The 22022-nt window shown below is 72.7% G+C and carries 24 protein-coding genes and 1 tRNA gene; 14 read left to right on the forward strand and 11 right to left on the reverse strand.

Annotated features, from left to right (window positions below):
- Positions 1 to 144 precede the first annotated feature (144 nt).
- From ACFYXA_RS04150 to ACFYXA_RS04160, 3 genes are all read right to left on the reverse strand, one after another.
- The gene (locus ACFYXA_RS04150) at positions 145 to 477 is read right to left on the reverse strand and encodes a DUF3140 domain-containing protein (RefSeq protein ID WP_351336670.1); all 333 of its coding nucleotides are present in this window, start codon (positions 475 to 477) and stop codon (positions 145 to 147) included.
- Between the two features lie 136 nt (positions 478 to 613).
- Positions 614 to 1096, reverse strand: a complete 483-nt coding sequence (locus ACFYXA_RS04155) for a Dps family protein (protein WP_389027989.1) — start codon at positions 1094 to 1096, stop codon at positions 614 to 616.
- Positions 1093 to 1350, reverse strand: coding sequence for a WhiB family transcriptional regulator (locus tag ACFYXA_RS04160; RefSeq protein WP_388484176.1), 258 nt, complete (start codon positions 1348 to 1350; stop codon positions 1093 to 1095). The genes ACFYXA_RS04155 and ACFYXA_RS04160 overlap by 4 nt, the downstream gene beginning before the upstream one ends.
- A gap of 183 nt (positions 1351 to 1533) precedes the next feature.
- Between ACFYXA_RS04160 and ACFYXA_RS04165 the strand changes: the two genes are divergently transcribed.
- Both ACFYXA_RS04165 and ACFYXA_RS04170 read left to right on the forward strand, forming a co-directional pair.
- Positions 1534 to 2721, forward strand: coding sequence for a thiolase family protein (locus ACFYXA_RS04165; protein WP_389027991.1), 1188 nt, complete (start codon positions 1534 to 1536; stop codon positions 2719 to 2721).
- Positions 2722 to 2820: 99 nt separating this feature from the next.
- Positions 2821 to 3588 carry a sulfite exporter TauE/SafE family protein gene (locus ACFYXA_RS04170; protein WP_389027993.1) on the forward strand — a complete coding sequence of 256 codons (768 nt, stop codon included), beginning with the start codon at positions 2821 to 2823 and terminating at the stop codon, positions 3586 to 3588.
- On the opposite strand, the gene cobF is transcribed toward ACFYXA_RS04170, so the two are convergent.
- Together cobF and ACFYXA_RS04180 are read right to left on the reverse strand one after the other, a co-directional pair.
- A complete protein-coding gene (gene cobF, locus ACFYXA_RS04175; protein WP_389027995.1) occupies positions 3589 to 4362 on the reverse strand; it encodes a precorrin-6A synthase (deacetylating) in 774 nt (257 codons plus the stop codon).
- 67 nt (positions 4363 to 4429) lie between these two features.
- Entirely contained in the window at positions 4430 to 4969 is a 540-nt protein-coding gene (locus ACFYXA_RS04180) for a DUF309 domain-containing protein (protein WP_352252867.1), read from the reverse strand.
- A gap of 98 nt (positions 4970 to 5067) precedes the next feature.
- Here ACFYXA_RS04180 and ACFYXA_RS04185 point away from each other — a divergent pair.
- The 9 genes from ACFYXA_RS04185 (at position 5068) to ACFYXA_RS04225 (ending at position 13162) form a co-directional block, all read left to right on the forward strand.
- Positions 5068 to 5141, forward strand: a tRNA-Pro gene (locus tag ACFYXA_RS04185).
- Positions 5142 to 5234: 93 nt separating this feature from the next.
- Positions 5235 to 5810 carry a TetR/AcrR family transcriptional regulator gene (locus ACFYXA_RS04190; RefSeq protein WP_130442957.1) on the forward strand — a complete coding sequence of 192 codons (576 nt, stop codon included), beginning with the start codon at positions 5235 to 5237 and terminating at the stop codon, positions 5808 to 5810.
- Between the two features lie 137 nt (positions 5811 to 5947).
- A complete protein-coding gene (locus ACFYXA_RS04195; RefSeq protein ID WP_352252869.1) occupies positions 5948 to 7126 on the forward strand; it encodes an acyl-CoA dehydrogenase family protein in 1179 nt (392 codons plus the stop codon).
- Between the two features lie 2 nt (positions 7127 to 7128).
- Positions 7129 to 7887 carry an SDR family NAD(P)-dependent oxidoreductase gene (locus ACFYXA_RS04200; protein ID WP_389029051.1) on the forward strand — a complete coding sequence of 253 codons (759 nt, stop codon included), beginning with the start codon at positions 7129 to 7131 and terminating at the stop codon, positions 7885 to 7887.
- A 264-nt stretch (positions 7888 to 8151) separates the two neighbouring features.
- Positions 8152 to 9171, forward strand: coding sequence for a sugar ABC transporter substrate-binding protein (locus tag ACFYXA_RS04205; protein WP_352252871.1), 1020 nt, complete (start codon positions 8152 to 8154; stop codon positions 9169 to 9171).
- Positions 9171 to 10247: an ABC transporter permease gene (locus tag ACFYXA_RS04210; protein ID WP_389027999.1), complete on the forward strand. Its 1077-nt coding sequence runs from the start codon at positions 9171 to 9173 to the stop codon at positions 10245 to 10247. The genes ACFYXA_RS04205 and ACFYXA_RS04210 overlap by 1 nt, the downstream gene beginning before the upstream one ends.
- A 5-nt stretch (positions 10248 to 10252) precedes the next feature.
- Positions 10253 to 11167: an ATP-binding cassette domain-containing protein gene (locus tag ACFYXA_RS04215; protein ID WP_389028001.1), complete on the forward strand. Its 915-nt coding sequence runs from the start codon at positions 10253 to 10255 to the stop codon at positions 11165 to 11167.
- Between the two features lie 40 nt (positions 11168 to 11207).
- A complete protein-coding gene (locus ACFYXA_RS04220) occupies positions 11208 to 11783 on the forward strand; it encodes a GNAT family N-acetyltransferase (protein WP_389028003.1) in 576 nt (191 codons plus the stop codon).
- A gap of 137 nt (positions 11784 to 11920) precedes the next feature.
- Positions 11921 to 13162, forward strand: coding sequence for a serine hydrolase domain-containing protein (locus ACFYXA_RS04225; protein WP_389028005.1), 1242 nt, complete (start codon positions 11921 to 11923; stop codon positions 13160 to 13162).
- A 63-nt stretch (positions 13163 to 13225) separates the two neighbouring features.
- Here ACFYXA_RS04225 and ACFYXA_RS04230 read toward each other — a convergent pair whose 3' ends face one another.
- Both ACFYXA_RS04230 and ACFYXA_RS04235 read right to left on the reverse strand, forming a co-directional pair.
- Entirely contained in the window at positions 13226 to 14230 is a 1005-nt protein-coding gene (locus tag ACFYXA_RS04230) for a Gfo/Idh/MocA family oxidoreductase (RefSeq protein WP_389028006.1), read from the reverse strand.
- A gap of 71 nt (positions 14231 to 14301) precedes the next feature.
- Positions 14302 to 15078, reverse strand: coding sequence for an SDR family oxidoreductase (locus ACFYXA_RS04235; protein ID WP_389028007.1), 777 nt, complete (start codon positions 15076 to 15078; stop codon positions 14302 to 14304).
- A gap of 196 nt (positions 15079 to 15274) precedes the next feature.
- Here ACFYXA_RS04235 and ACFYXA_RS04240 point away from each other — a divergent pair, with 196 nt between their 5' ends.
- Together ACFYXA_RS04240 and ACFYXA_RS04245 are read left to right on the forward strand one after the other, a co-directional pair.
- On the forward strand, positions 15275 to 16309 hold the full coding sequence (locus ACFYXA_RS04240; protein ID WP_352252886.1) for a LacI family DNA-binding transcriptional regulator: 1035 nt from the start codon (positions 15275 to 15277) through the stop codon (positions 16307 to 16309).
- Positions 16310 to 16393: 84 nt separating this feature from the next.
- The gene (locus ACFYXA_RS04245) at positions 16394 to 17026 is read left to right on the forward strand and encodes a TMEM175 family protein (protein WP_389028010.1); all 633 of its coding nucleotides are present in this window, start codon (positions 16394 to 16396) and stop codon (positions 17024 to 17026) included.
- Between the two features lie 29 nt (positions 17027 to 17055).
- On the opposite strand, the gene ACFYXA_RS04250 is transcribed toward ACFYXA_RS04245, so the two are convergent.
- Positions 17056 to 18219, reverse strand: coding sequence for a Gfo/Idh/MocA family protein (locus tag ACFYXA_RS04250; RefSeq protein WP_389028012.1), 1164 nt, complete (start codon positions 18217 to 18219; stop codon positions 17056 to 17058).
- 210 nt (positions 18220 to 18429) lie between these two features.
- Between ACFYXA_RS04250 and ACFYXA_RS04255 the strand changes: the two genes are divergently transcribed.
- Positions 18430 to 18942 carry a hypothetical protein gene (locus tag ACFYXA_RS04255; RefSeq protein ID WP_389028014.1) on the forward strand — a complete coding sequence of 171 codons (513 nt, stop codon included), beginning with the start codon at positions 18430 to 18432 and terminating at the stop codon, positions 18940 to 18942.
- Positions 18943 to 18982: 40 nt separating this feature from the next.
- On the opposite strand, the gene ACFYXA_RS04260 is transcribed toward ACFYXA_RS04255, so the two are convergent.
- Genes ACFYXA_RS04260 through ACFYXA_RS04270 form a run of 3 tightly spaced genes read right to left on the reverse strand, consistent with a single transcriptional unit; the run spans position 18983 to position 22022 of the window.
- A complete protein-coding gene (locus tag ACFYXA_RS04260; RefSeq protein ID WP_389028016.1) occupies positions 18983 to 20053 on the reverse strand; it encodes a class I SAM-dependent methyltransferase in 1071 nt (356 codons plus the stop codon).
- Positions 20053 to 21210 carry a glycosyltransferase gene (locus ACFYXA_RS04265; protein ID WP_389028018.1) on the reverse strand — a complete coding sequence of 386 codons (1158 nt, stop codon included), beginning with the start codon at positions 21208 to 21210 and terminating at the stop codon, positions 20053 to 20055. Before ACFYXA_RS04265 ends, ACFYXA_RS04260 begins: the two co-directional genes overlap by 1 nt.
- The gene (locus tag ACFYXA_RS04270) at positions 21207 to 22022 is read right to left on the reverse strand and encodes an alpha/beta fold hydrolase (protein WP_389028020.1); all 816 of its coding nucleotides are present in this window, start codon (positions 22020 to 22022) and stop codon (positions 21207 to 21209) included. Before ACFYXA_RS04270 ends, ACFYXA_RS04265 begins: the two co-directional genes overlap by 4 nt.

A 22022-nucleotide genomic window follows, 5' to 3' on the forward strand; every position in this document is an offset into this window, starting at 1 on the left:
CTTCCAAAAACCAAACGGGCGTGGGGCGCCCTAGCGCCGGGGGGCTCGACCGGCGGGTGCGCGCCCGGCGCTGCCGCCGAGGGGGGGCCCGCGGCGCGCGCCGCGCACCCCTCGTGGAACGTGTGGGGGCTCAGGGCCCCAGGGTCATGGTTTGAGCGGGTCGTGGCCGACCGTCATCAGACGGTGGCGCAGCCGGGTGTCTTCGGCCGCCGGCTCGTTCTCCAGGTCGGTCTGCTCGGTCACCGTGTCCACGACGCGGTGCATCACCCGCAGGTCGTCTTCGGTGAGGTCGGTGCGCCGCTTCTGCAGGATGGCCAGTACGTGCTGACCGGTCGCGGTCCCCGCCTCGTCGGGCAGCGGCTCCGCGTTCTCGTCGGCGTCCCGCACCCGCAGCCAGGCGGCCAGCTCCTGCGAGGTCATGTTGACCACGCGGTGGAAGTCCTCCCACAGCGCGTCGAGTTCGAGGGCGTCCGTCATGCGGTGCTCCTCCGTCCGTGCGTCGTCGTGCGTCGTTCGCGTGCGTCGTTCTGCGTCGTACGTGTGCCGTCCGGGCGCCGCTCGGCCCGCGCCGCCGGGGCGGCCGGACCGGGGCTGTCGATGCGGTCGGTGCGAGTCAGTCGCCCTGCTGCCAGTTCTCCGCCTCGAACATCCACCGCTGCTTCTCCAGATCGGCGGTGATGGCGATGAGCAGGTCCTGGGTCACCGGGTCGGCCTTCTCCGTCGCCGCGATGCGCTCGCGCAGCCGTCCGATCGCCGCGCCCAGCGTCTCCGAGATCACCTGTACGACGTCCTCGTCGCGCACCCAGCCGTCCTTCGGGGCGGGCAGGGTGAACGCCGACGCGATCGTCTCCGGCCGGCCGTCCGGCGGCAGGCCGAGGGCGGCGGCGCGCTCGGCGACGGTGTCGGAGTAGGTGCGGGTCGTCGCGACCACCTCGTCGAGCTGGAGGTGGATCGAGCGGAAGCGGGGGCCCACGATGTTCCAGTGGGCCTGCTTGCCGATCAGCGAGAGTCCCAGCAGGTCGACGAGAGTGCTCTGCAACGCGTCGAAGGTGACCTGACGGTCCGGTTCGGGCAGCGGGCTCTTCACGACAGTCATACCGAGGTTCTCCTTCTCGCGTCGTCACGTGCGGTACGGAGCAGTTCGGCGCGCTCCTCCTCGTCGGTCCCGCCCCAGACGCCCGACGTCGGCGGGCTCTCCAGGGCGAAGGCCAGACACGCGGCGGTCACCCTGCACCGGGCGCAGACGCGTTTGGCGTCCGCCGCGTCCCTCAGGGCCGGGCCGGACGTGCCGACGGGAAAGAACAGCTCGGGGTCCTCGCCCACGCAGGCGGCGCTGCGCAACCACTCCATGACCGCGCGGGTGCCCAGGGCGAACACCCGCAAACACGGCCTGTCCTCGCGATACGCGCCACTCGGGGAGGCTCACCGGGGAGCGATCTTCCCAGGGGCGTGCGGGCGGTCTATAGTCGGAAACTAGCAGTGCTAATAAAGGCGTCCTCGCCCTCCGCGCATCCTCGATCAGGAGTGCCTGTCGTGCGTCCCGTCCACTTCGCCGTCGCCCGCCGCACCCCCATCGGCCGGCTGCGCGGCGCCCTGTCCACCGTGCGGCCCGACGATCTCGCCGCCACCGTGGTGCGCGCCCTCGTCTCCGAGGTGCCCGCCCTCGACCCCGCCCGCGTCGACGACGTCTACTGGGGCGCCGCCAACCAGTCCGGCGAGGACAACCGCAACGTCGCCCGGATGGCCGTGCTCCTCGCCGGCCTGCCCGAGACCGTGCCCGGCGCCACCGTGAACCGGCTGTGCGCCTCCGGGATGGAGGCCGTCACCGCCGCCGCCCGCACCATCGCCGCAGGCGAGGCCGACATCGTGATCGCGGGCGGCTCCGAGTCGATGAGCCGCGCCCCGTTCGTGCTGGCCCGCCCCGACGAGGCCCTCCCGCACCGCGTGGAGACCATCGACACCCGGCTCGGCTGGCGTCTGGTCAACCCGGCGATGAAGGACCTGCACGGCCTGCTGGCCATGGGCGAGACCGCCGAGGAGGTCGCCGCACGGTACGGCGTCTCCCGCGAACGCCAGGACCGCTTCGCCCTGCGCAGCCACCAGCGCGCCGCGCGGGCCCGCAAGGACGGCCACTTCGACGACGAACTCCTGCCCGTCACCCGCCCCGACGGCGTGCTGGTCGACGCCGACGAGTCCGTCCGCGAGGACACCTCCTACGACAAGCTCGCCGGGCTCAAGCCGGTCTTCCGCCCCGGCGGCACCGTCACCGCGGGCAACGCCTCCCCGATGAACGACGGGGCCGCCGGGCTCCTCCTGGTCAGCGAGGAGGCCCTGAACGACCTGGGCCTGGAGTCGCTCGGGCGCTATGTCGCCGGCGCCTCCGCCGGAGTGCACCCCGACGTGATGGGCATCGGCCCGGTGCCCGCGACCCGCAAGGCGCTGGCCCGCGCCGGATGGAGCGTGGGCGACGTCCAGGAGGCCGAGTTCAACGAGGCGTTCGCCGCCCAGGCGCTGGCCTGCGTGGACCAGCTGGGCATCGACCCCGACCTGGTCAATCCCAGCGGCGGCGCGATCGCCCTCGGCCACCCGCTGGGCTGCTCGGGGGCCCGCATCCTCACGACGCTGCTGCACCGCATGCGCAGGACGGGCGCGGAACGCGGCCTGGCGACCATGTGCGTGGGCGTGGGGCAGGGGAGCGCGGTGCTGGTGGAACGGCACTGACGGACGCCCGCGCTGGGCCGGCCGCCGAACCCCGTCGGCGGTCACCAGGCGAGACGGTGTCCGACGCCGCCGTTCGATGCATCTAGCATCGGTCTCCGCATGAACACGATCACGCACCTCACCGGCTGGGAGTTCGCCGCGCTCGCCTGCGCGGCGGTCCTCGTCGGCTTCTCCAAGACCGCGGTCAGCGGCGCCAACACCGTCAGCCTGGCGATCTTCGCCGCCGTCCTGCCCGCCCGCGCCTCCACGGGCGTCCTGCTGCCGATCCTGATCGCCGGCGACGTCCTGGCCGTCCTCACCTACCGGCGGCACGCCCACTGGCCCACCCTGTGGCGGTTGTTCCCGGCGGTCGCCGTCGGCGTCGTCGCCGGCACGGCGTTCCTGACGTGGGCCGACGACGCGGTCGTACGGACGTCGATCGGCGCGATCCTGCTGTTCATGGCCGCGGTCACCGTGTGGCGGCGGCGCACCGCCGAAGCCGCCGCGGAACCGGACGGCGTGGCCACCCGGGCCGGCCGGATCAAGGCCCGCTCCTACGGTGTCCTCGGCGGCTTCACCACCATGGTCGCCAACGCCGGCGGCCCGGTGATGTCGATGTACCTGCTGTCGGCGGGCTTCCGCAAACTCGGCTTCCTCGGCACCTCCGCGTTCTTCTTCCTCATCGTCAACGTCTCCAAGGTGCCCTTCAGCGTGGGCCTCGGCCTCATCGACGCCCGCTCGCTCCTGCTGGACGCCACGCTCGTCGCCTTCGTCGTCCCCGGGGCGCTGCTCGGCAAGTGGGCCGTGGACCGCATCAACCAGCGCCTCTTCGAGCAACTGGTGATCGCGGCGACCGTGGTCGGCGGTCTGCAGCTGCTGCTGCGCTGATCAGCGATCGTCCGGGCGGCGGCGCAGCAGGTAGGTGTCCATGATCCAGCCCTTGCGGGCGCGCGCCTCGGCCCGCAACCGCTCGATGCGCGGGCCGGCCTCGGCCACCGGCCCGGACACGAGGATCTCGTCCGGGGTGCCGACGTAGGCGCCCCAGTAGATGTCGACGTCCTGGTCGGCGTACGCCCGGAAGGCCTGGTGGGCGTCGAGCATCACCACCACGTCGTCCACCCCCTCGGGGAAGCCCTCGGCGAGCCGCCGCCCGGTGGTGATCTGCACCGGCCGCGCCACCCGGCTCAGCCCCGTGCGGTGCCGTGCCGCGAGCGCCGAGACGCTGCTGATCCCCGGCACCACGTCGTACTCGAACGCCACCCTTCCCCGGGCGAGCACCTCCTCCAGGACGCCCAGGGTGCCGTCGTACAGCGCGGGGTCGCCCCAGACCAGGAACGCGCCGGTCTCGTCCGCGCCCAGCTCCTCGCCGATCAGCCGCTCGCAGAGGCCGGCGCGGGCCTCCCGCCAGTCGCCGACGGCCGGGGCGTAGGCGGCGCCGTCCGCGCGGCGGTCCCGCTCGGGGTCGCGCGCCTCGACCACCCGGTAGGAACCCTCCGGCAGATGCGTGCGCAGGATCTCCCGGCGCAGCCGGGTCAGGTCGCTCTTCGCCTCGCCCTTGTCCAGCACGAAGAACACGGCGGAGTCGCGCAGGGCCTTGACCGCCTGGAGGGTCAGCTGGTCGGGGTCGCCCGCGCCGATGCCGATGACGTGGATCCTTCGCATGTCTTCGAGTCTGCCGCACGCCACTGACACCGGCCTCGACGCCCGGCTCCCCGGCGGTCGCGGGGGCTCAGCGCAGCCGGGGCGCCGACTCGCGCGCGTCGACCGCCGTGCCCGTCCGCTCCACGGCTTCGGCCAGCTCGCGCGCCCAGCGGGCCAGCCCGTCGAGATCCATGCCGTACGGGCGCGCGTGCCCGTGGTCCGCCGCCCACTCCTGGACGGCCCCCGCGCCGCGCCGCAGCAGCCGGGCCCCGCCGGTCACGTTGCCCCGGGCGGCGTGCGTCAGGCCCACCGCGAGCTGGGCGAGTCCCCGCCACAGGGCGCGTTCGGCCTCGGGGCCCGACTTCCAGGCGTCCTCGAACACCTCGTGCGCGTGGAACGGCTTTCCCTCGTCGAGCAGGGCCTGCGCCTCGGCGACCGACTCCTCCGGCATCCGCACGACCCCCTCGGGCTGGCGGGCCACGCCCGTCGCGCCGTACGGAAGGGGCCTGCCCAGGCCGTCCCGGGGCCTGGCGTTGCGCGCCCGGCCCTCCTCGTCCCGGTCCCGCGTCCCGGCGCTCCGGCCGCCGCTCCCGTCTCCCGCGCCGCCCGTTCGGTGATCGCTGTCCATACGGCGATTGTCCCGCGCCGCCGCCGTCTTCGGAGCACCGCCCGGTGTGGGGTAAAGTGCTCTTCGCGCGATCACGCGGAGCTCCGCGGGAAGCGCACCGGGACGTGGCGCAGCTTGGTAGCGCACTTGACTGGGGGTCAAGGGGTCGCAGGTTCAAATCCTGTCGTCCCGACCGGCGACATCGCGGTCGGAAGCCGCTCTCCCGTTCACGGGAGGGCGGCTTCGGCGTGTTCTGGCGCGTTGCGCGCGCGGATAGGCTGGGATCATGCCGCCGTCCTCCCGCCGTACCGCCCGACAGGCAGACCTGCTGGAACGACTCGTCGCGCTGCTGACGGCGGAGGGGTTCTCCGACCTCACCCTCGACGACCTCGCCGTGCGGCTGCGCTGCTCGAAGACCACGCTGTACCAGCTGGCCCGCAGCAAGCAGGGGCTGGTGGTGGAGGCCGTCAAGCACTACTTCCGCGGGGCCACCGAGGCCGTCGAGAAGCGGGTCGCCCAGACCGACGAGCCCTCCGACCGGGTGCGGGTGTACCTGACCACCGTCGCCGAGCAGTTGCGCCCGCTCTCCCGCCGCTTCCTGGACGACGTGGCGGACTTCCCGCCCGCGCGCGAGGTGTACGAGGCGAACACGCGGATGGCCGCTGAGCGGGTGCGCCGGCTGATCGCGGAGGGCGTCTCGGACGGAGCGTTCCGCGAGGTGCACACCGCGTTCGTCGGCGAGGTCGCCGCCGCGACCATGCGGCAGATCCAGCAGGGCGAGCTGAAGGCCCGCACGGGGCTGAGCGACGCTGAGGCGTACGAGCAGCTCGCCTCGCTGATCGTGCACGCCGTCTCCTCCTGACGGCGGAGCCGGCGGGACCCCGCGGCCCGGATACGACCTGATCACGTATGGCCTCGGCACGCCCGTGTGCCGTACTGTGAATGATACGTTCGTACGCACTTCAGTATCACTTCCAGTACTACTCCGCGGAGGTCGCCATGCCTGCCACTCGCGCCCTGCCGAGCGAGGAAGCCGTCGACCTCGTCCAGCTCACGCGGACCCTGGCCGCCAAGGAACTCACCCCCCGCGTCGCCGACGCGGAGGCGGACGGCGCGTTCCCCAGGGACGTCTTCCGCACCCTCGGGCGCAGCGGCCTGCTCGGGCTGCCGTTCGCCGAGGAGGACGGCGGCGCGGGACAGCCGTACGAGGTCTACCTCCAGGTGCTGGAGGAGGTCGCCGCGGTCTGGTCCAGCGTCGCGGTCGGCATCTCGGTGCACGCGCTCTCCTGCTTCCCGCTGGCCCGCTACGGCACCGACGAGCAGCGGCGCAGGTGGCTGCCGGACATGCTCGGCGGCGAACTCCTCGGCGCGTACTGCCTGTCCGAGCCGCACGCCGGCTCCGACCCGGCGGCCATGCGCACGCGTGCGGTGCGCGACGGGGACTCCTACGTCCTCAACGGCGCCAAGGCGTGGACCACCCACGGCGGATACGCCGACTTCTACACGGTCATGGCCCGCACCTCGGACCACCGCACCCAGGGCATCTCCTGCTTCCTGGTCCCGGCGGACACCCCGGGGCTCAGTGCCGACCCGCCGGAGCGGAAGATGGGGCTGACCGGGTCGGCGACCGCCACCATGCGGCTCGACGACGTCCGGGTGCCCGTGGAGCGGCGGATCGGGGAGGAGGGGCAGGGCTTGAAGATCGCGCTCGCCTCGCTGGACTGCGGCCGCCTCGGCATCGCCGCCGTCGCCACCGGCCTCGCCCAGGGCGCCCTCGACCACGCCGTGCGCTACGCCCGCGAGCGGGAGACCTTCGGCAAGCCGATCATCGAGCACCAGGGGCTCGCCTTCGTCCTCGCCGACATGGGTGCGGCGATCGAGTCGGCGCGGGCCACCGCCCTGGCCGCCGCCCGGCTGAAGGACCTCGGTCTGCCCTTCACCCGGGAGGCGTCCGTCGCCAAGCTCGTGGCCACCGACAACGCCATGAAGGTGACCACCGACGCCGTGCAGGTCCTCGGCGGGTACGGATACACGCGCGACTTCCCCGTCGAGCGCTACATGCGCGAGGCGAAGGTCATGCAGATCTTCGAAGGAACCAACCAGATCCAGCGCATGATCATCTCTCGTGCGCTGGACCGGAGCGAGGGCGGTGTGCTCACCGTCCTCGGCAAGGAGTGATGATGCAGCTCGAGAACACCGCCGCCCTCGTCACCGGCGGTGCGTCCGGCCTCGGCGCGGCCACCGCCGCGGCGCTCGCCGGGCGCGGCGCCAGGGTCTTCGCCCTCGACCTCAAGGACGGCGTGGACAAGGCCCCCGAGGTCGACGGCGTCACCTACGTGCCCGCCGACGTGACCGACCCGGAGCAGGTGCGCGCCGCCGTCGCCGTCGCGGCCGGCTCGGGCGTCCCGCTGCGCACGGCCGTCAACTGCGCGGGGATCGGCCCGTCGGCGCGCATCCTCGGCAAGAAGGGCGTGCACGACCTGGCTCTGTACGCCAAGGTCATCCAGATCAACCTGGTCGGCACCTTCAATGTGCTCGCCCTCGCCTCCGAGGCGATCGCCGGGACCGAGGCCGACGAGCACGGGCAGCGCGGCGTCATCGTCAACACCGCGTCCATCGCCGCCTACGACGGGCAGGTCGGCCAGGCCGCCTACTCCTCCTCCAAGGGAGGCGTCGTGGGCCTCACCCTGCCCGCGGCCCGCGACCTCGCGCAGTACGGCATCCGCGTGTGCACCATCGCGCCGGGCATCGTGGAGACGCCGATGCTGGCCACCGTCTCGGAGGAGTTCCGCGCCTCGCTCGCGGCCGGCGTGCCCTTCCCGCGCCGCCTGGCCCTGCCCGAGGAGTACGCCAAGCTCGCGCTGGCGATCGTCGACCACGACTACCTCAACGGGGAGACGATCCGGATGGACGGCGCGCTGCGGATGGCCCCGCGGTAGGGCGGCCCCGGCTCCGGCGGGAGCGCGGTCCTGGCGCGGGTGAGGCCGCTGCGCGCGGGGTAGGTCGCCCCTCAGATGCAGGGGCGGAGTGATCACGCTGTCAATGTTTTGTACTTACATTCTGACCTTTGCGTGAAATGATGTCTTAACAAAGCATTGACAGCGGGCTGAACACGTACTTTGATCCCGTCCCAACAGCGCAGCAGTCCGACCCCGCCAGGTCCGGGCCGTCGTTCCCCCGTCGCACAGTGAGGTGCCGGAAAGATGGACAGCTCGTCTCCCGCCCGCTCCCGCAGAATCGCCCCGGTCGTGGCCATGGCCGCGGCGGTGGCCCTGACCCTCGCAGGCTGCTCCAGCAGTTCCGGCGGCAAGAAGGCCGAGGAGAGCGCGGACGGCGCCTCCGCAGGCAAGGCGACCACCCCGCAGATGACGGTGGCCCTCGTGACCCACCAGGCGTCCGGCGACACCTTCTGGGACATCGTGCGCAAGGGCGCCGAGGCCGCCGCCGCCAAGGACAACGTCAAGCTCGTCTACTCCAACGACCCGAACGCCGGCAACCAGGCCAACCTGGTCCAGAACGCGATCGACCAGAAGGTCGACGGCATCGCCGTCACGCTCGCCAAGCCGGACGCCCTCAAGGACGTCATCGCCAAGGCCAAGGCCGCGAAGATACCCGTGGTCGGCCTCAACTCCGGTGTCAGCGAGTGGAAGAGCCTCGGCCTGCTGGAGTTCTTCGGGCAGGACGAGACGGTGGCCGGCGAGGCCCTCGGCAACAGGCTGAACAAGGAGGGCGCCAAGAAAGCGGTCTGCGTCGTCCAGGAACAGGGCAACATCGGCCTCACCCAGCGCTGCGACGGCGTGAAGAAGACCTTCTCCGGCACCACCGAGACCCTCTACGTCAACGGCACCGACATGCCGTCGGTGAAGTCGACGATCACCGCCAAGCTCAAGCAGGACAGCGCCATCGACTACGTCGTCACCCTCGGCGCCCCGTTCGCGCTGACGGCGGTGCAGTCGGTGTCCGAGGCCGGCTCCAAGGCGAAGATCGCCACCTTCGACCTCAACAAGGACCTGACGAGCGCCATCTCCGACGGCACCATCCAGTTCGCCGTCGACCAGCAGCCCTACCTCCAGGGCTACCTGGCGATCGACTCGCTGTGGCTCTACAAGAACAACGGCAACTACATGGGCGGCGGCGAGCAGCCCGTGCTGACCGGCCCGGCCTTCGTCGACAAGTCGAACGTCGAGGCGGTGGGCTCGTACGCCGCGAAGGGCACCCGGTGATGAGCATGGCCCGGCATGCGGAGCCGGCGGTGAGCGCACCGCCGGCCTCCGGCCCGCGACAGACCGACGGCCGCACCTCGCGTCGGCCGCTCGCCTTCAGGCTGCTGGCCCGTCCCGAGGTGGGCGTCTTCCTCGGCGCCGCCGCGGTGTACGTGTTCTTCCTCTTCGCCGCGCCGCCGGTGCGCGAGGCGAGCTCGATGGCGAACATCCTGTACCAGTCGTCGACCATCGGGATCATGGCGCTGCCCGTGGCCCTGCTGATGATCGGCGGCGAGTTCGACCTCTCCGCCGGCGTCGCCGTGATCACCTCGGCGCTCACCGCGAGCATGCTGAGCTACCAGCTGACCATGAACGTCTGGGTCGGTGTGGTCGTCGCGCTGCTGGTCTCCCTGGGGATCGGCGCGTTCAACGGCTGGATGCTCGTCAGGACGGGCCTGCCGAGCTTCCTGGTCACCCTCGGCACCTTCCTGATCCTCCAGGGCGTCAACCTCGCCGTCACCCGGCTGGTCACCGGCGACGTGGCCACCGACGGCATCAGCGACATGGACGGCTTCAGCCAGGCCAAGAGCGTCTTCGCCTCGACGTTCGACGTCGGCGGCGTCCAGGTGAAGATCACCATCGTGTGGTGGCTGGTCTTCGCGGCGCTGGCGACCTGGGTGCTGCTGCGCACCCGGTACGGGAACTGGATCTTCGCCGTCGGCGGCAACAAGGAGTCCGCGCGGGCCGTCGGCGTGCCGGTGACCTTCACGAAGATCTCGCTGTTTATGCTGGTCGGTTTCGGCGCCTGGTTCGTCGGCATGCACCAGCTGTTCACGTTCAACACCGTGCAGTCCGGCGAGGGCGTCGGCCAGGAGCTGATCTACATCGCCGCGGCCGTCATCGGCGGCTGTCTGCTCACCGGCGGCTACGGCTCCGCGATCGGCCCGGTCTTCGGCGCGTTCATGTTCGGCATGGTCCAGCAGGGCATCGTCTACGCCGGCTGGAACCCGGACTGGTTCAAGGCGTTCCTCGGCGTGATGCTGCTCGGCGCCGTCCTGATCAATCTGTGGGTCCAGCGCACGGCTACCCGGAGGTGACCGCCATGACCGACGACGACACCGGCGCCCACGGGGCCGTCCTGATGGACGCCCCGTCCGCCGACGGCGAGCACCCCCTCGTCGAACTCCGCAACGCGGGCAAGTCCTACGGCAACATCCGCGCCCTCCACGGGGTCGACCTCGCCGTCCGCCCCGGCAACGTGACCTGCGTGCTCGGCGACAACGGCGCGGGCAAGTCCACCCTCATCAAGATCATCTCGGGGCTGCACCAGCACACCGAGGGCGAGTTCCTCGTCGACGGCCGGCCCGTGCGCTTCTCCACCCCGCGCGAAGCCCTCGACCACGGCATCGCCACCGTCTACCAGGACCTCGCCACCGTCCCCCTCATGCCGGTGTGGCGCAACTTCTTCCTCGGCTCCGAGATGACCAAGGGCCCCTGGCCCGTGCGCCGCCTCGACATCGACCGGATGAAGAGGACCGCCGACGAGGAACTGCGCAACATGGGCATCGTCCTCGACGACCTCGAACAGCCCATCGGCACCCTCTCCGGCGGGCAGCGGCAGAGCGTCGCCATCGCCCGCGCCGTCTACTTCGGCGCCCGCGTGCTCATCCTGGACGAGCCCACCGCCGCCCTCGGCGTCAAGCAGTCCGGCGTGGTCCTGAAGTACATCGCCGCCGCCCGCGAGCGCGGCCTCGGCGTCATCTTCATCACCCACAACCCGCACCACGCCTACATGGTCGGAGACCACTTCAGCGTCCTGCGCCTCGGCACGATGGAACTGTCGGCCGAGCGCAGCCAGGTCAGCCTGGAGGAGCTCACCAACCACATGGCCGGCGGTGCCGAACTCGCCGCCCTCAAGCACGAGTTGTCACAGGTGCGCGGAGTCGACGTCGAGGAGCTCCCCGAGGAGACGGACCTCACCGCACCGGTGGCGGGCGGCGGGGAGAACAAGGACTGAGATTCGGGCCCGCCTGGCTGAGCATCCGTCAGATGAGCTCATGAGCAGGTCACTTATGATGCTCGGCATGTTCGACGCCGAAGTCAGGCTGGGGGCCGTCGCGACCGCGACGGCCCCCGCCCTCGTCCTGCGCCCCTGGCGCCCCGCGGACGCCGCCGACCTGATCGACCTCCACCGGGACCCCGTGCTGCGCCGCTGGGGGAGCGGTGACGTCCGGGACGAGGCGAGCGCGGCGCGCTGGTTGGGCGCGCAGCAGGAGGGCTGGACCTCGGGACGGCGCTTCGCGTTCGCCGTGCTGGAAGCACGACCCGGCGGCGGGGAAGGGGCGCTGGTCGGGAACGTGGTGCTCAAGGCGTCCGGCGGTCCCTCGGCGGAGGTCGGCTACTGGACGGCCGCGCACGCGCGGGGCAAGGGCGTGGCCCCCCGTGCGCTGACCGCGCTGACGGACTGGGCCTTCGCCGCCGTCGGCGGCCTGACCCGTCTCGAACTCCTCCACCAGAGCGACAACACGGCGTCCTGCCGGGTCGCGGAGAAGACGGGCTATGTCCTCGACGCCGTGCTGCCGGCCGCCCCGCCCGACTATCCGCAGCCGGGGCATCTGCACGTACGGCGGTGACGGCGCGGCCGCCGCCTCGCCGACGGGCGGCCGCCCGGGGGCGCTTCTATGCTGGGGATCGATGGGCCGCACGCGGCCCGTACCCGTTGGTGCGGCTGTGGCCTGCGGCGTTCGTCTCCTCGTGGAGGAGTGAGCCCATGACGCGTCCGAGTGTCCGACTGCGCAGGGGAACCCTGGTGGCCGCAGCCCTGGCGGCCCTGGTGGCACCCGCCGTGGGCGGAGCGGTCACCGCCGAGCCGTCCTCGGCCGCCCCTGCGGCCCAGCCCTCGCCGACGCAGACCGGGGGAGACGTCCGCGCGCTCACCGCCGACGTCCAGGAACAGATCGACCAGGCCGTGCAGCGGGTCCAGAAGGAGACGGGCACCCCCGGCGTGAGCGTCGGCATCTGGACGCCCGACCGGGGCGAGTACGTGAAGTCCTTCGGCGTCGCGGACAAGGACACCGGCCAGAAGATGACGCCGGACCTGTACATGCGCATCGGCAGCGAGACCAAGACGTTCACCGTCACCGCGCTGCTCCAACTCGTCGACCAGGGCAGGGTCGGCCTCGACGACACCATCGACAAGTACATCGCCGGCGTGCCCAACGGCGACAAGATCACCCTGCGGCAGCTGGCCGGCATGCGCAGCGGACTGTACAACTACTCGGAGGACCCGGACTTCTTCAAGGCCCTGACCTCCGACCCGCGCCGCCCGTTCACCCCGCAGCAGCTGCTCGACTACAGCTTCAAGCACCCCGTGCTGTTCCCGCCCGGCGAGAAGTTCTTCTACTGCAACACCAATCTGATCCTGCTCGGTCTGGTCGTCGAGAAGACGAGCGGACGCCCCCTCGCCGAGTACATCCAGCAACGCGTCCTGGATCCGGTCGGGTTGAAGCACTCGCTCTTCCCCACGGGCAGCGAGTTCCCCTCGCCGCACGCCCAGGGCTACACGAACCAGACGGCCACCGGGAAGGTCGAGAACTCCACCGACTGGAACCCCTCCTGGGGCTGGGCGGCCGGGGCGATGATCTCCGACCTGGACGATCTGCGCGTCTGGGCACGCACGGTGGCCACGGGTGAACTGCCCGACGGCGGCAGGCTGATCAGCCCCGCTCTGCAGAAGCAGCGGCTGACCACCCCGCCGACCACGATCCCGGGCGCGGGATACGGCCTGGGCATCTTCGACGTGCAGGGCTGGATCGGCCACAACGGCTCCCTGCCCGGCTACGAGTCCCTGACGATCTACCTGCCGTCCGCGCGGACCACCCTCGTCGTGGTGCTGAACACCGACATCGGGCACGACAACCAGGAGCCCAGCACCCTGTTCGGCGACGCCATCACGAAGATCATCTCGCCCGAGCACGTGTACAACCTGCCGGCCCAGCCGGCCGCGCAGTGAGGCCGGTCGGACCACTGTGCGTCGAGGCGGCCGGGCGGGTGGCTGGACGGCCGAGTCCGCCGGTCAGGCCGTGCGGACCTCCGCGATCGTCACCGGGCGGTGCTCGCGCAGCGACAGGGTGCACGCCTCCGCGATCCAGCCGGCCTCCAGCGCGTCCTCGATCGTGCAGGGTGAGGGCCGGGAGCCCGCCACCACCTCGGTGAACGCGGTGAGTTCGGCGCGGTAGGCGGCGGTGAAGCGGTCCATGAAGAAGTCGTGCGGCGGACCGGCCGGGAAGGTCACCCCGGGCTCCACCGAGCGCAGCGGCAGCTTGTCCTCCAGGCCCACCGCGATGGAGTCCTGGAAGCCGTGGATCTCCATACGCACGTCGTAACCGCGCGCGTTGTGACGGGAGTTGGAGACCACGGCGATCGTGCCGTCGTCCAGGGTGAGGATCGCGCCGGTGGTGTCCGCGTCGCCCGCCTCCTTGATGAAGTCCGCGCCCCGGTTCCCGCCGACCGCGTACACCTCGCTCACCTCACGGCCCGTCACCCAGCGGATGATGTCGAAGTCGTGCACCGAGCAGTCGCGGAAGATGCCGCCCGAGGCGGCGACGTACGCGGCGGGCGGCGGCGCGGGGTCGAGGGTGGTCGAGCGGACCGTGTGCAGCGTGCCCAGCTCACCCGAGCGCACGGCCGCGCGGGCGTTGACGAAACCGGTGTCGAAGCGGCGGTTGTAGCCGATCTGGATCGGGACGTCCCGGCCCTGTACGGCCTTGAGGACCTCCACGCCCTCGGCCATGGTCCGGGCGACCGGCTTCTCGCAGAAGACGGGCACCCCGGCCTCCACGGCGGCGCGGATCAGGCCCGGGTGGGCGTCCGTCGCGGCGGCGATCACCACGCCGTCCACGCCCGCCGCGAGCACCGCCTCGGGGGAGTCCGCGACCTCGGCGCCGAACCGCTCCGCGGCGGTCTTGGCGGCCTCGGCGAAGGGGTCGGCGACGACGAGCGACTCGACGGCGTCGAGTCCGAAGAGGGTCTCGGCGTGGAAGGCGCCGATGCGGCCGAGGCCGAGGATTCCGATGCGCATGGGGGGTGCAGCTCCTTGAGGTCGTGCGGGAAGGGCCGGGGGAGGAGTGAGGGGCGGGACTTTCGAACGGCCTAGTCCAGGGCGCCCAGGACGTTCTGGTCCCAGTCGATCACCGAACCGGTGACCACGCCGGACCGGTCGGACAGCAGGAAGACCACGAAGTCCGCGATCTCGTCCGGCAGGCCCAGCCTGCCCATCGGCAGCCGTGCCGCCGCCTGCTCCCGCCAGTCGTCGCCGGCGCCGTGGAAGGCCCGCTGCGTCGCGTCCTCGCCCTCGGTCGCCGTCCAGCCGATGTTCAGCCCGTTGATCCGCACCCGGTCGTGGCGGTGGGCGTGCGCCGCGTTGCGGGTGAGGCCGGCCAGCCCGGCCTTGGCGGCCACGTACGGCGCCAGGAAGGGCTGACCGCCGTGCGCGGACGAGGTGATGATGTTGACGACGGTGCCGGGCGCGCCCCGGCCGACCATGTCCCGGACGGCGGCCTGCATGGCGAAGAACGGCGCCCGCAGATTGATCGCGATGTGCCGGTCGAACAGTTCGGGCGTGGTGTCCAGGAGCGTGCCCCGCGAGGTCAGGCCCGCGGAGTTCACCAGGCAGTCGATCCGGCCGTACGCCTCGACCACGCGGGTGACGCAGGACGTCGCCTGTGCGGCGTCGGCCAGGTCGGCGCGGACGAACAGCGCCTCGCCGCCCGCCGCGGTCAGCTCCGCCACCAGGGCCTCGCCGGGTTCGGGGCGCCGGCCGCTGACCGCGACGACGGCGCCGTCGCGGGCGGCGGCCCTGGCGGTCGCGGCGCCCACGCCCTGGCTGCCGCCGTTGACGAGGACGACCTTGTCGTCGAGAAGTGGCATGGATCGGCGTTCCTCTCAGCTCTCGCGGCGTCGCGGGCGGGCTCGACGGAGCCGGCCGCGTTCCGCGGGGCCCCACGGCGTCGTGCGGCTCTGCCATTCTTGTCAGCACAAAACCCTCGAACAACCTGCAGCAAGCCATCAAAAACCCCTCAAGCGCCTCGGGGTCATCCGTCCCGCACACCTTCAGGAGCCGGCCGTGGGCCACCCTTTCCCGATCCGTGAGATCGCCCGCCAGGCGGGCCTGAGCGAGGCCACCGTGGACCGGGTCCTCAACGGCCGGGGAGGGGTGCGCGCCTCCACCGAGCAGGAGGTGCGCCGGGCCATCGCCGACCTGGACCGGCAGCGCACCCAGGTCCGGCTCGTCGGCCGCACCTTCATGGTCGACATCGTGATGCAGGCGCCCGAGCGGTTCACCACGGCGGTGCGGGCCGCGCTGGAGGCCGAACTGCCCGCGCTGCACCCGGCCGTGCTCCGCTCCCGCTTCCACTTCCGCGAGACCGGCCCCGTCCGGGAACTGGTCGCCGGCCTGGACCGGATCGCCCGCCGCGGCTCGCAGGGCGTCATCCTCAAGGCGCCGGACGTCCCCGAGGTCACGGCGGCCGTCGGCCGGCTCGCCGCCGCGGGCATCCCCGTCGTCACCCTCGTCACCGACCTGCCCGCCAGCGCGCGGCTCGGCTATGTGGGCATCGACAACCGGGCCGCCGGCGCCACCGCCGCGTACCTCATGGGCCAGTGGCTGGGCGAGCGGCCCGGCAATGTGCTCACCAGCCTCAGCAGCGGGTTCTTCCGCAACGAGGAGGAGCGCGAGATGGGCTTCCGCAGCGTCATGCGCGCCCGCCATCCCGAGCGCGCACTCGTCGAGATCGCCGAGGGCCAGGGCCTGGACGCCACCCAGTACGACGTCGTCCGCGCCGCCCTCGAACGGGACCCGGACATCCGCGCCGTCTACTCCATCGGCGGCGGGAACATCGCCACCCTCAGCGCCTTCGAGGACCTCGGCCGCGAGTGCGTCGTGTTCGTCGCGCACGACCTCGACCACGACAACACCCGGCTGCTGCGCGAACACCGCCTGTCCGCCGTGCTCCACCACGACCTGCGCCAGGACATGCGCGAGGCCTGCCACGTCGTGATGAGGGCCCACGGCGCGCTGCCGCCGGCCGGGCCGGTGCTGCCCTCCGCGATCCAGGTGGTGACGCCGTACAACACACCGCCCCAGGCGACGGCCGGCTGACCGCGCACGAGGCATTCGCTGTCACCCGGTATGCCCGGCGTGTGAGGGTCTGTGCGGGCCGTCGGCTTTCCTACTGTCGTACGGGTGTGGAAAGCAGCCCCCGAAGGGGAACCGGAGCGGCTGGTCGCGCTCGCCGACGGCGTGTTCGCCATCGCCGTCACCCTGCTCGTGCTGGACCTGTCCGTGCCGCCGGGCCTGGACGACGAGCAGTACCGCGACGCGCTGCGCGACGTCCTGCCCAACCTCGGGGCCTACGTCCTGAGCTTCTTCGTGCTGGCGCAGTTCTGGCGCGACCACCGCCGGATCTTCCGCCGGGTGCGGCACGTCGACTCCCAGGTCGTCCGGCTGTCCCTGCTCGGCATGGGCCTCGCCGCTCTCCTGCCCTTCCCCACGGCCCTGATGTCGGAGTATCCGCAGGAGGCCGTCTCGGTGGTCGTCTACTCCGCGGCCGTCACGGCCCTGGGGGCGACCCATCTCGCGCTGGCCGTCCTCCTCAACCGACGGCCCTGGCTGCGCGAGGCCCCCACCGGCGACCCGGACCTCCTCCTGTCCGCCGCCGACCTCATCGCGACGGTGGCGGTCTTCGCGGTCACGATCCCGCTCGCCCAGGTGCTGGGCGGCGCGGCCGCATGGTGGTGGGTGGCCCTGCTCCCGGCGAAGGTGATCCTCGGCGCACGAGCGCGGAGGAGGATCGCGCGCACTCGGCCGAAAGGGTGACGTGATGAGGGCGCCTCTCAGGGCGCCTGTCAGGGCGCCGGCTCCAGGGTCGTCCAGCTGCCGGTGCGGGCCGAGCGGGCCATGGCGTCCAGGGCGGTGGCGCTGTGCACGGCGTCCGCGAGCGTCGTCCCGTACGGCCGGCCCTCGGCGATCGAGCGCAGGAACCGGTACGCCTCGATCACCTTCAGGTCGTCGTAGCCCATCGCGTTCGCCGCGCCCGGCTGGAACGCGGCGAACTCGCCCGCGCCCGGGCCGACGTACACCGTGCTGACCGGCTGGTCCTGGTACGCCGTGCCGCGGCTGACGGCGAGTTCGTTCATCCGGCGGAAGTCCCAGGAGACGGCGCCCCGGGCGCCGTGCACCTCGAAGCCGTAGTCGTTCTGCTCGCCGACCGAGACGCGGCAGGCCTCCAGGACGCCGCGGGCCCCGGAGGCGAACCGCAGCAGGCAGTTGACGTAGTCCTCGTTCTCCACGGGACCCAGCTCGCCGCCGGTGGCCAGGGCGTGCCCGGCGGTGGCGCCGGTGGGGCGGGCGCGCCGGGGGATGAAGACCGCGGTGTCGGCGACGAGGGAGGCGATGTCGCCGAGCAGGAAGCGGGCGAGGTCCACGCCGTGCGAGGCGAGGTCGCCGAGGACCCCGCTGCCGCCCCGCTCCCGCTCGTAACGCCAGGTCAGGGCGCCCTCCGGGTGGGCCGCGTAGTCGCTGAGGAGACGGATGCGGACATGGGTGACGGCGCCGATCTCCCCGGAGGCGATCAGCTCGCGCGCGGCCTCGACGGCGGGCGCGTTGCGGTAGTTGAAGCCGACCGCCCCCTGCACGCGCGCGCGGGCGACCGCGTCCGCGACCGCGCGGGCGTCGGCGGCCGTGAGACCCACCGGCTTCTCGATCCAGATGTGCTTGCCGGCCTCGGCCATCGCGACGCCGATCTCCCGGTGCAGGAAGTTCGGCGCGGTGATGCTGACGGCCCGCACGCGCGCGTCGGCGGCGATGTCACGCCAGTCGCGGTACGTCGAGGCGAACCCGTAACGGGCCGCGGCCTCCTCGGCCCGGCCCGGCACCTCCTCCGCGACCGCGACCAGCTCCGGCCGCACCCCGAGCCGCGGGAAGTGATGCGGCACGCGCGCGTAGGCCTGGGTGTGCACCCGGCCCATCCAGCCGAACCCGACGACCGCGACACCCAGCGCGTCCACCACGAGAGCCCTGCCCTTCCCGACGAGCGGTCCACACGGACGTGCACAGGGACGTCCCCTCGGAAGGTCCACATGAGCGGTCCATATGTCCTGATGTCCTTGCCAGGTCACCCTGGGGGCGCGGTCGCGGCCGTGTCAACCCTCCCGTCGCGCTCCCGCCCCTTCGGGCCTCGTGGCTGGCGGCCCGCCCGCACCCCGGCGATCGTGGAGACCATGGCGGACCCCACCGCGGCCGATGACGTGCCGCCCCGGCACGGCACCCGCGAGGCCGTCCTCTTCGGCGGTGTCTACGGCGCCGTCCTCGCCTCGTCGCTGGTCGCGGCGCTCAGCACCTACGGCCACTCCTCGCGGGCCAGCCGCCGCTACGACGCCCTCTGGCTGCTGGTGACCGCGCTCGCCTCCGCCCTCGCCCACGGCTACGCCCACTTCGTCGCCGAGCGCCGGCCGAGCCGGCGGTGGGACGCCCTGCGCACCATGGGCGAGGAGTGGCCGCTGGTGGCGGCCGTCCTGCCCACGGTCTTCGTCCTGGTCGGCGCGGGGTGGGGCTGGTGGCGGCCGGACGGCGTCGAGTTCCCGGCGTTCGTCCTCAACATCTCGATGCTGTTCGGCCTCGGCCTGGTCTCCGCCCGCTGGTCGCGCAGATCATGGCCGAAGGCGCTGCTGACCGGGCTGCTCGACGCGCTGCTGGGCGTGATCGTGGTCGTCGCCAACGCGGTGATCAAGTGACCCGGCGCGCCGCCGCCCGCCGGACGCGGCCCCGCCGCCGTCAGTCCCGGCGGGCCACGATCCGGTAGGCGTTGGACAGCCCCAGCCGGTGCGACAGCGGCCGGACCGCGAACCGGTCGAGCAGCGTGCCCGCGACCAGCGCCGGAATCCCGGCGACCAGCAGCGCCCCGCGCAGCACCCTCTGGGCCGCCCCCGGCCGCCGCGGCAGCCAGGGCGCGTCGCCCCGCGGGGCCAGCCGGTCCAGCGACAGCCAGACGGCGGCCAGCAGGTCGACCGGGTCGTGCGGCTCGCGGTGCTGCTCGGACACCACCGTGAAACCCAGGTCCGTCAGGCGTCGCCGCAGGTTGGCGACCGGCACGAAGTGCAGGTGCTGCGGCTGCAGCCAGGGCAGCCACCAGCGGCCCAGCAGGCGCGCCCACCGGCTCTCCGGGTCCGGCACCTCGATGAGCAGATGCCCGCCGGGACGGACCGTCTCCCGGGCGGCGCGCAGCTCACGGTCGGGGTCGGTGCTGTGCTCCAGGTAGTGGAACATGCTCACCACGTCGTACCGGCCCGCGAGGTCCGCCGCCAGCTCGTGGAACTCACCCCGGTAGCCGTGCTCCACCCGGCCCTCGCGGGCGGCCAGTTCGACGCCCTCGGTGAAGTCGAGGCCGTCGAAGACGGTGTCCGGCAGCACCTCGCGGGCGGCCGCGCAGAAGTGGCCGTGCCCGGTGCCGACGTCCAGCCAGGTCTTCGGCCCGGGGTCGTGCGGCAGCATCGACTCCGCCCGCCCCCGGTACATCGCGGTGCGCCCGCCGAAGGTGTCGCCGAGCTTCTTCTCGCCGAGCCCGTCGTAGAAGTCCCGGTAGTAGAACTCCAGTCCCTCGGCGCTCAGCCGGGGGTTCTGGAAGATGTGGGCGCAGGCCTCGCACCGGTCCAGGACGAAACGGCCCGGCTTGTGCTGGAGCAGGTCGGTGGTGCGCAGCCGGGTGGTGAGCCGGTCCGAGCCGCACCACGGGCAGGTCGTGCGCCGCGGTTCGAAGAAGCGGTCCAGGCCGGCCGCCAGGTCGGCCCGGTAGCCCGGGCGCAGCTCCGCGATCCGCTCGGTGGTCCGCTTGCTCTCGTCGCTCATCACAACTCCTTCGCCAGCTCGTCGAGATGGTCGGCGGCAGCGGACGCGCCGCCCGCGGCGCGGAACGCGGAGCCGATCCGGCGGGCCGCCGCCCGGTGCCCCGGATCGTCCAGTACGGCGTCCAGGGCGGCGCCCAGCTTCTCCTCGCCGACGCGGCTGAACCGCACGCGCACCCCGGCGCCGGCGTCCGCGACCTGCCCTGCCACGACCGGCTGGTCGTCCCGGATGGGCGCGACCACGAGCGGGACGCCGTGCCACAGCGCCTCGCACACGGTGTTGTGCCCCGCATGGCAGACGACAGCGTCCGTCCTTTCCAGCAGCGGCAGTTGGGGGACCGACGGCACTACCAGGAGGTCCTTTCCGCCGGTGTGGCCGCCCCCCAGGGCGCCGCCCGGGTCGACGATCACCCCCTGCACCCGGTCGGCCCGTTCACGCAGCGCACCGCGGCACACCTGAAGGAACCGGCCGCCGACGTCGGTGTTGGCGGTGCCGAGCGTGACCAGCACTACGGACCGGCCCGGATCCAGCCACTCCCAGGGGAAGGCGGCCGGGGACGGGCGGGCGGCGATCGACGGGCCGACCCACCGGACCCCGGCGCGCTGCCCCGCCAACTCCGGTGTGCTGAAGGCGAGGACGAGACGCGGGGAGAACCGCGGATCGGCGGTTCCCGCCGGGTCGCCCATCGTCTCCCGGAGCCGGGCCAGCCGCTCCTCCAGCCACTGCCGCACCTTGGGCAGCCCGGCCAGCGGATCGGTGAACTCCGCCGACGTCGACGCCGAGGTCGCCCAGGGCACGCCCATCCGCTCCGCCACCAGCGCGCCCGCGAACGCCTGCTGGTCGGCCACCACCACGTCCGGCCGGAACGCCTCGACGGCCGCCCGCACACCGGGCGCCATCGCCTCGGCCAGCGGCAGCAGGTACCACTCCCACAGGAACCTCAGCGCCTCCGGTCCGCGCAGCTCCGGCGGCCGGGACCCCTCCGGCGCCCCGGCGCAGGGATGCGCCTCGACGCCGTCGCCCGCGAGCCGCCGCACCAGCGCCGGGTCCGAGCACGCCCACGCCACCCGGTGCCCGCGCGCGGTCAGTTCGGCGGCCACCCCGACGAGCGGGTTGATGTGCCCCGTCAACGGCGGGACCACACACAGGAATCGGCTCACCGGACCTCCGCCGCCCCGGCCGGCTCGGCCTCCCGCACCAGCGACAGGACGTGCCCGCCCACCGTCCCCGGCGCCTCCACCAGCACCGAGTGCTCATGCCCGGGGATCACCACGGTCCGGCAGTCCGGCAGCAACCCCTCCAACCACGGCACCAGTTCGGCGAGGTCGGAGTCACCGCCGAACACGCCGAGCACCGGGCAGCGCACCTCCGCGATCTGAGCATCCGTCAGCACCCGGCTCGCGGGGATGTCCCGGCCGAGCGTGGTCTCCCGGGCGAGACGGGCCGCGCCCCTGGCCAGCCGGGCGGTGTTGCGGCCGCGATGGGCGGTGACCCAGGCGATCGCGTCGGGCTCGTTGTACGCCAGCTCGCCCACCACCCGCTCCAGGATGCCGCCCAGCTTCACCGCCCAGGCCGCGGTGGCCGGCTCGGATTCGACCAGCGTGACGCTCGCCGCCCGCTCCGGACGGCGGGCCGCGTAGCCGAACGCGACCGTGCCGCCGTAGGAGTTGCCGACCAGGTGCACGGGGCCGGTGACGCCGAGACGGTCGAGCAGCGCCTCCAGGTCGTCCACGTTGTGGTCCAACGTGTAACCCTGGGCGGGGCGTTCGCTGCGGCCGTGGCCCCGCAGGTCGTACATGACGACGTCGAGGCCGGCGGCCGCGAACGCGGGGGCCACGGTGAAGTAGTAGCTGGCCAGGCTGTCGGTGAGCAGACCGTGCACCAGCACCACGGTGGCGGTCGCCGGGCGGCCGCCGCCGGGCCCGAGCCTCTGCACGTGCAACCGGACGGCGCCGGTGTCGACCATCGCCAC

This window comes from Streptomyces sp. NPDC002566, from assembly GCF_042889585.1.
Lineage (GTDB): Bacteria > Actinomycetota > Actinomycetes > Streptomycetales > Streptomycetaceae > Streptomyces.